This window comes from Paenibacillus silviterrae (assembly GCF_030167925.1).
GTDB lineage: Bacteria > Bacillota > Bacilli > Paenibacillales > NBRC-103111 > Paenibacillus_G > Paenibacillus_G silviterrae.
Genome location: NZ_JASKUT010000001.1, coordinates 1,509,101 through 1,522,770 on the forward strand (window position 1 = coordinate 1,509,101; position 13,670 = coordinate 1,522,770).

Annotated in this window: 7 protein-coding genes; 3 read left to right on the top strand and 4 right to left on the bottom strand. The window is 53.4% G+C overall.

Annotated elements, in window-relative coordinates:
- Window positions 1-24 precede the first annotated feature (24 nt).
- The gene (locus QMO62_RS06490) at window positions 25-876 is read right to left on the bottom strand and encodes a sugar phosphate isomerase/epimerase family protein (RefSeq protein ID WP_284639555.1); all 852 of its coding nucleotides are present in this window, start codon (window positions 874-876) and stop codon (window positions 25-27) included.
- Between the two features lie 31 nt (window positions 877-907).
- Window positions 908-3,496 carry an exo-rhamnogalacturonan lyase family protein gene (locus QMO62_RS06495; RefSeq protein ID WP_284639556.1) on the bottom strand — a complete coding sequence of 863 codons (2,589 nt, stop codon included), beginning with the start codon at window positions 3,494-3,496 and terminating at the stop codon, window positions 908-910.
- A gap of 299 nt (window positions 3,497-3,795) precedes the next feature.
- Between QMO62_RS06495 and QMO62_RS06500 the strand changes: the two genes are divergently transcribed.
- The 3 genes from QMO62_RS06500 (at window position 3,796) to QMO62_RS06510 (ending at window position 9,205) form a co-directional block, all read left to right on the top strand.
- Complete coding sequence (locus QMO62_RS06500; RefSeq protein ID WP_284639558.1) at window positions 3,796-5,136, top strand: ABC transporter substrate-binding protein; 1,341 nt, start codon at window positions 3,796-3,798, stop codon at window positions 5,134-5,136.
- A gap of 145 nt (window positions 5,137-5,281) precedes the next feature.
- Complete coding sequence (locus QMO62_RS06505; RefSeq protein ID WP_284639559.1) at window positions 5,282-7,663, top strand: AraC family transcriptional regulator; 2,382 nt, start codon at window positions 5,282-5,284, stop codon at window positions 7,661-7,663.
- Window positions 7,664-9,205 (top strand): extracellular solute-binding protein, encoded by a 1,542-nt coding sequence (locus tag QMO62_RS06510; RefSeq protein WP_284639560.1) that lies wholly within the window; start codon window positions 7,664-7,666, stop codon window positions 9,203-9,205.
- Between the two features lie 105 nt (window positions 9,206-9,310).
- On the opposite strand, the gene QMO62_RS06515 is transcribed toward QMO62_RS06510, so the two are convergent.
- Together QMO62_RS06515 and QMO62_RS06520 are read right to left on the bottom strand one after the other, a co-directional pair.
- Complete coding sequence (locus tag QMO62_RS06515) at window positions 9,311-11,131, bottom strand: rhamnogalacturonan lyase (protein ID WP_443690012.1); 1,821 nt, start codon at window positions 11,129-11,131, stop codon at window positions 9,311-9,313.
- A gap of 43 nt (window positions 11,132-11,174) precedes the next feature.
- Window positions 11,175-13,535: a glycoside hydrolase family 95 protein gene (locus QMO62_RS06520; RefSeq protein ID WP_284639561.1), complete on the bottom strand. Its 2,361-nt coding sequence runs from the start codon at window positions 13,533-13,535 to the stop codon at window positions 11,175-11,177.
- Between the last annotated feature and the right edge of the window lie 135 nt (window positions 13,536-13,670).

Genomic DNA, 13,670 nt, shown 5'->3' on the forward strand with positions numbered 1-13,670 from the left:
GGTAATAATCAGGGAATTGATTTCCTACAGCTTGACTTCATTCCATGTTTTGGTGAAGAAATCAAGTGAAGCAGGAAGGTGCTCTTCCGTGACGCCCTCCAGTGTAATATCGATATGAGGCTTGTACTGGCGGACCAGCTGGAGGAACAACGGGTAGTTGAGCAACCCGGTTCCGAGGCCTGTATATTCGAACCGGCCCTTCTCGTTTTCCTTGATATCTTTGGCATGAATTAATACGGTACGGGCGGCAAGCGCCTCGAACGCTTCCTTCATTACCTCGTCCTGCCTTACAATATTGTCCGTATCCATAAGGTTACACGGATCGATCAATACGCCCAGGTTCGGAGACGGAACCTCCTCCAGCATACGCAGCATGCCTTCCGTAGAATGAATGACCAGCGACGTCGCCGGCTCGATGGCCGCAATCACCCCGTATTTCTCCGCTTGCTCCGCAAGCTCCTCTACGGTTTCCCGCAGAATCGCCCAGGCTTTTTCCTTATAGTCATTCGGGTAGTCCTTCAGGTATGTATCTAATCGACCTGTCTCCGTTGCAACCAGTGATGTGCCGAAATCGCGAGCATAGCGAAGGTGCTCCTTAAAGCGGTCGATTTCGTACCGGCGCTCCGCCTTATCCGGGTTGATCGGATTAATGTAACAGCCCAGAACGGCCACCCGAACCCCTTGCTTGCCGAATGTCTCCGCAACATGATTGGCGTAGCCAGGACTTAGCTTGCCAAGACCGCTGTCCATATCGGCGATCGCCTTCGCTAACGCCAGCTGAATCGAACGAAAGCCGAAGGAGCCGACCTTTGCGGCCATTTGCTCCAAGGGGAGCTTGCCAAAATCATGAGCGCGAATTCCTAATTTCAAAGTCATGCGAATGTCCTCCTAATCTATAATGAAGCTCCTATACTATTTCGTCCCCCGGTAAGTAATTTCCTATCAGCTCGAGGCAAATAATCACATTCAGCGACCACTGTGCCGCCGTATTCGTCGACATCCAAGGAATTTCGCGGACCGGAGTGGCATATTCCCAAGGGTCCGGCGTTTTCGTTTCCATAGGAAACTTCAGCTGCCAATGCGTATTTTCCCCGAGCAGCAGCTGCCATGCCAAGTCCGCAAGCTCCTTATCCTGCTTCTTGGCAGCCGCGAATGCGACGAGCGGGCTCGAGAGCATTGGGATGCCCCAGTCCTTCCCTACAATCTCACCATTGGTCCGGCGGGCCTTCTCCTCCTTCGGGAGATTATAAAATTCGCCGAACTCGACCACCATGTCCTCCCACTCCGGATCCTTGAGGAGATGAACCATTTCCATCCATACCTGGGCGCCGCCCATGCTCATCATCAATTGATGGCCTGAATTCTCGTTGCCCATGAAGAGCAGGTCGCCGGTTTTGGCGTTATAGCCGAAGGTCGGGCCGGTCAGAAGCCGATACGGCATGGACTTCAGGCATTCGATCCCTTTTACCATTTTATCACGGTAACGGGTATCCTCATAGCGCTCCCATCGGGTGGACCAATTGGAGCAGAACGCCGCCCAGTCGGGACCGGAACGAACGTGGGTCGGGAATTCGTCCTTCGGAAAATAATAGCGCATCGGGTCCAGATGCTCCACCGAGTAATCGGCGTCCTTCACCTCGTCCATCACATCGCCGATCCGTTCGTCAGCCGTCAAATAATAGTACATCCGGTGTAGTCCGGCCATGGCAATCCGGGCCTCCTTGCAGCCGCAGCCCCAATGCAGGACATTATGTCTGGAGCCAAGACCGGCATATTCACCGGCATGATATACGTCCGTTTCACTTGTATGGCGTGTCATCGCTTCCGCTAAACGGAAGAAGTCCTCCTTGCCCGTACGAAGGAATACGTACCAAAGCCAATAGTTCGTGGCCAGCTCCGTATTTTGCCAAGCGCAGCCGCCGATATCGTATTTCCAGGTGTGCCGTACAGGATCGTAGCTGTGCATCACATCCCCGTAGTCCCAGAAGCCATACCAGCTGCGCCGCTCCACCTCATCTTGATAGAAGCGGACGACCTCCTCCAGCCCCTCCTCCAAATACGCTTTAAGCGGTGTACTGCGATCCGGCAGGCTCCATGGACCGAACACATAGGTGCTTTGATAGCGCTCCGGCGAACAAACGAGCAGCGAGGGAGATTCGTTTTCCTCCACGATTGATTCGAGCATCTGCGGCTCCGGGGTACTCTCGAAGCACCAAAGGGAAAGCTCATTGGTATTGCCGACACCGTACGGCGTGCTCCGCATTTCGTGAGCGCCCTCATAAGCCGACTCCACGTGCGTTTCCGTGTCATAGTGCCGCAAGTCCATCGCTTCGGCGTCCGGTGACCACAGCCAAGCCGTGAGCTCCGCCTCGTCCTTCGACAGGCGGGAAGCTTCCATGGACGAAGGGTATTTTCTCCAGAAGTGGCGCATCGTTACGGCCATCCCACCGCTTTCGCTTCCCACGTAGCCAAGGCCGCCGGCCCTGCGCCCGTTCACTGCCTTGATCCAGCTGCAGCCCTCCTTCGTCCGCTTGGAGACCGCATAGGAGTCCGCCGACAGCTGGGTCAGCTTGAAGCCGTCCCATACCGCCGAATCGTCCAAAATGCCCAGAAATTTGGCATCTTCATCGCTATCGAAGGAAACGGGAATGCCTCTCATTTGCTGTTTGTACAGCTCCTCCACCTTCTCGCTCAGCCGCCAGTTCATAAGTCCCTTCGGTGATTCGATAAAAAAGCCCGTATCGCCGGCAAACCGGACATACCGGTTATACAACGGTCCCTTCATCGGCACTCGGAAGGCAAGGCCAAGTCCTTTCACATAATCTTGATGCGGATTCCCGTCATATACAAAGGTATGGACGATTTTGACTTCAGGATGATTCGCAAACAAATAGAAGCGCAGTGTGAACGGAAGCCATTCCCTCGTTCCTCCGGATAAGCGGTGGCGTCCGGTCACCTTCACAACCGCTCGAATCGGTCCGTCCTGTTCTATCTCAACGGAAGCCAGGCTGCTTTGAAACGGGATGCTCTTCCGCACTTCAAAGCCTCCCGTTTCGCTGCGTTCCTCCCGAAAGCCGACCAGCCGGCCCCCGGAGCAAATGACCTGCCCCCCCATCACCATTTCGCGAATCAGCTCCGTACCTCTTTTATGAAAACGGCACACCATACTTCCTGTATCAACCTCGATATACTCCGGATGGTCAACCGTCCTCAATCGTTTCTCCGCTATTGCAGGTTTTCCTTTGGTAAGGGTATAACCCTCCGCACCTTGTCCCTCCAGAACAGCGGCATGGGCTGTCCACTTAATGCTGCCGTCAGGCCAATAGGCGGTTGGCCAGCTTTGAACGGGTATGGAGGCGCCGCTACTCGGATTATGTAAAGATAATTCCTCTTCTCTGAGTAACGAACCTTCCGCCCAAGGGACACCCCAAGTGGCAGCCGCGGACAAAGCCGGACGCTTCAACCAGTGCATCGGAACCGCTTCCTTAGAACTCATATGCATTTCCTCCTTGTGAACCCATCTTGATTGACAACTTTGTTGAAATCACCCTCCCACTATAGTGACGAGCCGCCTTTCCGTCAATTGCACATTTTTGATCGGCACTGATTTGGGAGAAAGATCCGTTGGATTGCACTTTTTTGTACGGATAGTTGTCAATCATGAGCTGTGATTGCATTGCGGATTTTTTTGATTTTGACCAGGCAGTCTCCAATCAAATATGTCCGATTGAACAACGCCTTCCCGGAAGAGTATGTTGAATGCAAGTACTTTCATTACTTTCAAGGAGGATTACAATGAAACAGAGAAACCAATGGGCGGTCCCCATCACCTTGCTTACGGCATTCGCACTTATCGCAGGCGGCTGCAGCACCGCCGCACCGGGTCAAGGCAACACCGGCGAGGGCAAAGAAGCTGAAGCGAAAAAAAATTCGGAGCCGGCTGAGCTTGTGTTCTATTCCACGAGCCGAGATTCGGAGGAAAATTTCAACGAACGATTCGGCAATGCGATTCGCCAAAAATTCCCTCATTATACCATTAAGTACATTCAACGGGTTCCGAACAGTACGGATTTGCAGCAGCTCTTAACGTCCGGGGCGCAAATCGATATCCAATGGGACTCCATTGCATCGTTCACCGGCTCGGTGCTGGACAGCGGAACGGCGTTTGATATGAAGGATTTGATCAAGCAGCATAATATCGATCTCAGCCGGTTCGAACCGAGCATCATCGGTGCGCTGGAGAAAATGTCCGGAGGAGGGCTTTACGGCTTGCCGCTATATAACGACCGGATGGCGTTATATTACAACAAAGATATCTTCGATAAATTCGGCGTGCCTTATCCTAAGGACGGCATGACCTGGGACGAGGTCATTGAGCTGTCCAACCAAATTACGCGCGAGGAAGCCGGAGTCGTTTACACCGGGCTGGCCGCCTCCATCAATCATGTGTTTCTGGCCAACCCCTTCTCCTTGCCTCTAGTAGACAGTTCGACGAATAAAGCAACGATCAACAACGATACGTGGAAAAAAATCGTAGATACGATGCTCGTCCGCCCTGCCGCAAGCCAAGCTTATAAGAAGAAGATCGAGCAGCTGAAAGGAAAGCTGCCGGATTCGAACACCTTCGTCAAGGAGAAAACCTTGGCCATGTATACGGCCTCTCCTCTGCTGCCGGTCGTATTCAGCCAGGACATGGCTTCGTTTAACTGGGATGTCGTAACGTTCCCTGCGTTCAAGGAGCTTCCGGGGGTAGGCGCACAGGCTTACCCGGGCATTATCTCCGTCACGAAGATGTCCAAGAACAAGGATGCGGCGATGGAGGTCATCAAATTCCTGACCTCGGACGAATATCAGACGGAAGCCTCGAAGAAAGGAAATATGACGGTGTTAAAGAACGAAGCCATTCAAAAAACGCTCGGTCAGGATACGCCGTACAAGGATAAAAACTTCAATGCTTTCTTCTCCAAGTTCCCGGCCATGGCTGAGAAAACAGTAAGTGAAAGCAAAGCTGCCGTCTTGGGGAAATATACGAAGGATGTTGTGAAGGTCATCAACGGCGAGATGGATATCAACACCATGCTGCGTACCGCTGAAGAGGAATCGAACAAGGCGCTGCAATCCGCCGCGGCGAAATAAGGCTGTAATGAGGCAAGCTGCACAAGCAGATCCGATATCTGTTTGTGAGGCTTGCCTTTTTTGTATTTGTCTGTAAGAATAAGGAATAGGTTTTATTTCATTTTGAATATCTTGTTATTATTTTGTTTCGTTCAGGGAGGAGCTTATGATTCCTAGCATGAAGCGGCTGTATATGCCGTTGAAATCGCTTTCGTTCTTCCAAAAAGGAAATCATTTCAAGAAAAGCCTGCTGATCATCTTACTCGTAAGCACGCTTCCCGGCATCGCTGTCGCTTCTATCGTCTATTGGCTTGTAGGCGGCCGCGTAGAGCGGGAGCTCTATGAGCTTCATACCGCCCAAATCGCACGAAGAATCCAAGTACTGAACGATCAATTTACTCATTTGGAGCACTCGATGGTTCATTGGACGTTTGATCCGATGTTCCAATCGGCATTGAATCACAAGGATTTTGTTAAGGGCTTTCAAGAAACGTGGAACATTTCAAAAAGCCTGATGGTTCTGCAGGGCTCTCACCCGCTTGCTTCCAAGATCGAGCTGTTTATCGACGGCACCCAGCCGACGTTGTTCAAACCGGACTATATTCCGATGTCGGAGGAAGCCGCACTGGCGAACTATCGGACGCTGTCGAATCAGGAGGACAAGGTGTTCTGGTCCTACTGGTCTTCGGACTTAAATGGCGCCGAGCCGAAGCAGGTGACCTTGGTTCATAAAATTGCGACGAATCAATCCCAGCAAAAAGGCACGCTCCTGGTACAGCTGGATAAGGATAAGATTACGGATTTGCTCAAAACGATGACTCCTTATCAGAACGGTCTTTCCCTCCTATTGCAGGAGGACGGGACCCCCTTGGTTTCCAGCGGAGAACCCCCTGGCTTATCCGGCGTATCTCAGGCGATTACGGAGAAGCTCATGTCACTGTCTTCAGAGCGGGATTTGGAAGCGGGCTCCTTCCTCCTCGATTGGAAGGATACCCGGTACACCGTAACCTTCGGAAAATATGCCAAGCTCAATACGAATTGGTATTATGTGACCGCAGCTCCGCTCCATGTCATCACGGATACGGTAATCTTCGTGTCCAAGCTGCTGCTGTTCCTGGGCTGCGCCGTGCTGATTGTCGCTTTTGCACTGTCATGGCATGCTTCCAAACGGCTTTACGTCCCGCTGGATAAACTGGTTCGTCTACTCTCCGGCGGGAAGCGCTCCCTCCCTGGGGACGAGGATGAATTTCAATTGATTGAAGAGCAATGGAAACATGTAACCGGTAAGACCTCGGAGCTTCAAACGAAGCTGGAGGAACAGCTGACTGTGACGCGCAAAGGCTTTATGCTGCAGCTGGTGCTTGGCTACCTCAGCTCCTATACCGATGGCGAGCTGGTGAAACGAATGGAGCATTATGGCTGGGCAATAACGAACCGCAGAATTCAAGTGATCTATATCCAGCTGACCGGCCTTGCAAACGTGAAAGATCGTTTTGCCAATGGAGATGAGTCTCTCCTTTCTTTTGCCGCAGCAAATATCATTGAGGAAACAACGGCGAAGTATACAGACCAGTTTGAGGCGATAGATTTTCAGGATGCTACCGTCGGACTGCTTCTCTTCCCTGCCCAAGTGCTCTCATCCGATCAGCTTCAAGCACTGATCCAAGATTTCACCAAAGCCGTCAATCGCATCCTCAAGCTTCAGATTACGGCGGCCGTTGGACGCCCTACCCTCTCCCCCTCGCGGATTCCTTCCATTGTTGAGGACGCGAGACGTACGCTTCGATACCGAAGCTACGAGGCCGAGAACCAAATCCTTGAGATCGGCCCCTGGCATGAAACACACGAGGACAAGGAAATCCGGTATCCGTTTCATCTGGAGAAGGAAATCATCCAATCGCTCCGCAGAGGGCGCGAGCTGGAAACGATGCAGTGGATCGAGGCGTTTCTAACGGAGCTTACGGCCAATGGCGAGATGAAAAACATCGATGTGCAGCAGGGCATGCTTCAGCTTCTTGGCAGCCTTCAGCATGCCACGATGTATGCGGGGTTCAGCCTGAAGCGCCCCGGCAAGGGAACAAACCATTTTGAACAGCTGGCGCAAATCCGGGAACCGGAGAGGATGGTGGAATACTTGCGCGATATGATCGTCTTCCCCTATCTCGAAGGAATGAAGGACCGTGCCAATGATCAAGCCAAGCTGTTGGTGCACAGAACCAAGGACTATTTGTCGCTGCACTATGCTGATTTCGATCTTTCTCTGGAACGCTGTGCCGACCAGTTTGGAACCAATCCTTATTTTCTAAGCAGAGCCTTTAAGCAAATTACTGGACAGAACTTTATCGATTATGTAACGGAGCTGCGAATCTCAAACGCCAAGGATTTATTACTGAATACGGATTTGAAAGTACAAGAAGTTGCGGAGCGATCCGGTTACCAGCAAAGCTATTTCAACCGCATTTTCAAAAAGCTGGAGGGGGTTACTCCCACCCAGTTCAGAGAAGCCTATCAGGATCGCTATGAAGGCACCATGGGGGTGAAACCGTAAATGGCCAAGCGTCACCCGGCGCTGTATTCTTATACGGCCGGCATGCTCCTGCTCCTGCTCCTTACGGGTGTGATGACCGGCTGCTCCGGTCTAGAGACGAAGGGGATTGCCGCTCTTTCTGCCGACAGGATCCACGATGCCGCAGCACAGGCAAAGCTCAAGATTCGTTTCATGGTCCCTACCGGGCGCAGCAGTTACCCGAGCGCGGACTCTCCCGTCATTCAGGAGCTGGAGCGGCGTACGAATGTCGATCTGGAGCTCGAATTCGTACCGGATCCGATCTACGACGATAAGGTTAGCATCAAACTGGAATCGCACAGCAAGCCGACCGTCATGGTCATGAAGGAGAAATCCGCCGCTTTCATCAAGGCTGCCGAGGCGGGCTTGTTCTGGGAGCTGGGGGCTTACCTGTCGGAGTTCCCGCATCTGCGTCAGTCAAACCGCACAGTACTGGACAATCTTTCGGTGAATGGCCGCATCTATTCTATCTATCGTTCCAGACCGATGGGACGTTACGGAATCGCCTTTCGAAAGGACTGGCTTGACAAGGTGGGGCTGCGAAGACCGACGACCGTAGAGGAATTTTACCGGATGCTCCATGCTTTCACGTACCAAGATCCCGATGGGAACGGCGTCGACGACACCTATGGCATGGTGATCACCAAGTATTTCGGTCCCTTTGACATCATGGGCACCTGGCTGGGAGTTCCTAATAAATGGGGACTCGATCCGCAGGGCCGTCTCATCCCCGCACATCTCACGGAAGAGTACATGGAGGCTCTAAGGTTTTTTAAGAGGCTGTACGACGAGAAGCTGATTAATCCTGATTTCGCCGTGATGGATTCCAGCCGCTGGAATCTCCCCGTCATACAGGGCAAGGCCGGCGCTGTCATTGATGTATTGGAGCGGGCGGGACAAATCGAAACGGGGATCCGCAAGAAGGATCCTAAAGCCGACGTAATGGATGCGATTTCCGGAGTTGCCGGACCCAAGGGCCTGCGCCTCCTTCCTACGTCGGGCTATAACGGGATGCTTGTCATTCCGAAGTCCTCGGTGTCGTCCGAGGCGGAGCTTCGCAAGGTTCTCGGCTTCTTGGACCGGCTGAACGAGCCGGAGCTGCAGAGCCTGCTGACGAACGGATTGGAGGGCCGGCATTACGAGCTTGAGGGCGGGTATGTAAAGTCGACGAAAAATAATAGCGAGATCTTCGGTTTGAATCAGATGCTGATGTATATCCCGGAGGAGCGATACCTCTCCCCGAAGCCGACCCGGCTAAGGCAAACGTTCCCTGCCCTGATGCAGTCCAGCGAGAAGCACTTCGTGCTCAATCCTGCGGAGCCCTTTTCTTCAGAAACGTATGGTTCGCAGGGCGAGAAGCTGGATGGGATCGTCAAGGAGGCGCTCGTCCGGTTCATTTACGGAGAAATTGACGAAGCCGGGCATCGTGCGGCCATGGACAGATGGAAGCAAAGCGGCGGGAGCGATTATATCCGGGAAATCAATGAGCAATACTCGGCTTGGCAGCAGAGAAAACTTCCCTGATATGGCTTGGCTTGCTAAAGCAGGAATGCACCCCTTATCTTTCGAATCGATCTCCGCTCGGGGCCGACAAGGATAAGGGGTGCATTTTGTATCGTAAAGATCCGTCTATCGGGTTACATAAATCGATGGCTTCGGAGGCTGCTTCATCCCGTGGCCCAGAAAGAAGCTTGGATGCGGCGGCTGATTGTAGGCGACGTTCTGCCATGCTACGCTGAGCCGGTATACAGGGTCATGCATCAAGGTATGGATCCGGTGCTCCGTCACATCCGTGGTCGAGTAGATTCGTAAGGCTGTACTGTCATCCGTACGCCAGATGACCTCCTCTCTCCAGTCCCCGAACAGATCCGCTTGAAGACAAGGGTTTCCCTTCGTCCAGTTGTTGGAGCGGGTACCCTCGAAGGTGATTAGGTTCACAAGCCGCTCATTCATGTAGTCCCACTTATCGATCCGGCCTACGCCGATTCCTGTCCCCGGATCAAAATCGTGATCCAGAAGCTCACGAAGCAAATCCCCGTCCCACCATATCGCGAAATTAAAGGATTGCGGGGTGCGGTCCGATATCTTCTCCCCGGAGACGCTGTGCAGCCCGAAGCCGCCGGTTTTCCAGTTGTCCGACGCCCAAACCTCCGCTCCGTCATAACGCGGGTCAATATCCGCCGCCATCCCCCTGCCGATATCGCTGGCCGAAGGCAGCCCCCAAAGAATTTCTCCCGTCCGGGCGTCATGGACCTCGATGCCATGCTCCGAAGGATTCTCATGAACCTGGAACACTTCCAGCCCTTGCCGGTTCGGGTTCAAGCTGCTTACATGCATGGCATCGCCATGTCCGAGCCCCGTCGTATAAAGTCCCGTCCCGTCATGATCGATTACACAGGAGCCGTAGATGATCTCGTCCCTGCCGTCCTCGTCGACATCGGCGACGGCTACGCTATGGTTGCCTTGTCCTGCATAGCTTTCATAACCGGGCTCATGGCTGTCAAAGGTCCATACCTTCGTCAGCTCTCCGTCTCTCCAATTGAACGCCGCCAACACCGTTCTTGTGTAATATCCGCGGCACATGACCAAGCTTGGGCGTTCTCGATCCAAATAAGCGACACAAGCAAGAAACCGGTCGACGCGATTTCCTTTGCTATCGCCCCAATCGGCGACATTTCCCCGAGGAGGCTCATAGAACGTTGTTGCCAGCGCCCTGCCCGTCTCTCCGCCGAATACGGTAAGGTACTCGGGGCCTTCGAGGATAAAGCCCCGCTCATTGCGGTAATCCGCCTCCGGGTCTCCGATGACGTTTCCTTCGCCGTCGATCGTGCCGTCCGCCGTTTTACAAGCGATTTCCGCCTTACCGTCGCCATCCAAATCATAAACCAGGAACTGTGTGTAATGTGCTCCTGCGCGAATGTTTCTCCCCAGATCGATTCTCCACAGGAAACGTCCGTCCAGCTTATAGGCGTCCAAATATACGTTTCCGGTGTAGCCGGAATGAGCATTATCATGTGAGTTCGAAGGATCCCATTTGAGGATGATTTCATACTCGCCGTCCCCGTCGACATCCCCTACACTTGCATCATTCGCGCTGTACGTATAGGCAACACCATCCGGTGAAATACCTCCTTCGGGCTTCTGAAGCGGAATTATCGTGTAATTCGTATCCCACACCCCTACTGTTTCCGAAGGAGGCTGCTCGACGCCGCCAACCACCGCGCGAACCGTGTATTGGGAATCGGGCTGTCCTTCCGTATCAACATAATTGGTGCTTGTAGCAATAGGCTCGGAATTCACCCTTACCCCATCCCGATACAGATGAAATCCGATGTCCTCCGGCTCAGTTCCAAGCAGGCGCCATCCCACATATACTCCTGCCTCCGCCTTCATCGCTACCAAACCGCGCCCGATCCGCTCCATTTGCCGTGGCTTGTGTACTACGTCCATTCCGAGTCCCTCCTCTTTACATTAACTAATCTCATGCTGAAGCTCAGCAATAAATTCGATATACGGCTCCCGCTTCGGTTAAAAATGAAATTTGCAGCGGGCCTGCTTCTTCCCAAGCAACCGGTTCGCCATCCGACGTGACTTTGATGACCGCGTGCTTCGTTCTAACGATACAGCGCCCGCCCGAACCCGACCGAATGGATGCTTCCCGCAATCGGCCTGCATCCCAGGACAGGTCGACCTCAAAGTTTCCTCGTGCCCGCAATCCCATAACGGATCCCTTCTTCCACTCTTCCGGCAGCGTGGGCAGCAGACTGATCTCTCCGGCATGACTTTGCAGCAGCATCTCTGCGATCCCGGCTGCTCCTCCGAAGTTCCCGTCGATCTGGAAAGGCGGATGTGCATCGAACAGATTCGGATAGGTGGATTTTTGCAATAGCGTCTTCACGTATTGATAGGCGTTAGCGGCATCCTCAAGCCGTGCGAAGACGTTGATGATCCAGGCGCAGCTCCAGCCGGTGTGCCCGCCGCCGTACTCCAGTCTTCTCGCCAGCGATATGCGGGCCGCTTCGCTAAGCTCCGTATCTCGGCGAAGCTGTATTTCGTCACCGGGGTACAGCCCGTACAAATGGGAAATGTGGCGATGACCCGGCTCTACCTCCTCAAAGTCCAGGTACCACTCCTGCAGCTGGCCGTGCTTCCCGATCTTAAACGGGTACAGCCTATCGCTCGCCTTCCTTAGCTGCTCCCGGAGCTCTGCGTCTTCCCCCACGATGTCGATTGCCTTTATGCAGTTGGCAAACAAGTCCCGGATCAACGACATGTCCATCGTGGAGGCCATACTGATCGAGGCCTCTTGGCCGTTATCCGCAATAAATTTATTTTCCGGAGAGGCGGACGGACTTGTTACGAGGTACCCGGAGGCGTCCTCAACGAGCCAATCCAGGCAGAATAGCGCCGCTTCCTTCATGATCGGATAGGCTTGATTCCTTAGGAAATCCTCATCGAGGCCAAATGCATAGTGCTCCCAAAGATGACGGCAGAGCCACGCCCCGGCCATCGGCCAGAACGCCCATTTGGGGTCGCCTCCTTCTTCCCCGACCGGATTGCTGAGCCGCCAAAGATCCACGTTATGGTTGGCCGTCCAGCCGCGGCAGCCGAAGCTCGTTGCCGCCGTCTTGCGACCTGATTGACTCAGCTCGCGAATCATCGCAAATAAAGGCTCATGACATTCGCTTAGGTTACCGGTTTCGGCAAGCCAGTAATTCATCTCCGTATTGATATTGGTCGTATAGTTGGAGCTCCAGGGCGGTCGAAGCTGCCGATTCCAGATGCCCTGCAGATTGGCCGGCTGCGTACCCTCCCGGGAGGAGGCAATCAGCAAATATCGGCCGAACTGGTAGAAAAGCGCAGCCAGCTGGGGGTCATCCGAGCCATGGCGAAATCGGTCCAGCCGTTCGTTCGTCGGCAGCTGGGCAGCCTCTGTGATGCCGAGGTCAAGCTCTACCCGGTCGAATAACGACCGGTGCTCCTCTTGATGCCTTTGGTACAGCTCGGAATAGGTCATGGACAGAGCGCGTTGTAACCTTTCCATACACTGGGCTCTTAGCCGATCATGTCGGTCCTCCGCCGTCAAATTGGGATACGATGTAGCCGCCGTTATAATCAATAGCGCGGAGCTCGTATCGTGTATCTCAACATGAGTTGCGTCATTAGTTACAACCGCTCCCTGCTCAATATGTACATACAAATGAAGCTCAAGCTCCACACTGGGCTGATTCTCATAGCGAACCGGATTCTCGATATGCCGGCGATAGTTCGGCTCCACATGGGTCGGGCATTTGGCCTTCAGTACGAGATGACGATCGGAAAGCCGTTCGATGCTGTGCTCAAGCTGCGAATCGAGCGAGGCTGAGAATCGAAGCGTCGGTTCGCTGCAGGTCAGCCTTACGGCCAAAAGCTGCTCCGGCGCGCTGGCGAATACCTCCCGACCGTACTTCCGCCCTGCTTGCTCATATTCCACTTGGATTGTGGCATTTCGCAAATCGAGCTTCCGCTGGTAAGATTCGACGGCTCCCGTTCCATGGAAGTCGATATGCAAATCTCCCAAGGGCAGAAACGATTGCGTATACGGTCCCTGCACCTCCTGCGCGATGATTTTCTCCGCTTCCACGAATTGCTTCTCGGCGATAAGCTTCCTTACCCGATCCAAACCGGGAAACGGACGGTCCATCTCCTCCCTGCCCGGAGGGCCGGACCATACCGTGTCCTCGTTCAATTGGATGAGTTCCTTATGGGTACCCCCGAACATCATACCGCCCAGCCGTCCGTTTCCTATAGGAAGAGCTTCCTCCCATACTTCAGCCGGCTGGTTATACCAAAGCAGCAGCTCCTGTTGGTTCATTTTAAATGGATGGCTCCTTTCTTTTGTTCCATTGAATCAATTATAAGAATATATTAAAGTAAAGCTAGCATACACACAGCCCTTGATAACCTTTGTTTCTTTACCATCGTAAGGCGTTTCCATGGCGTTATCAAT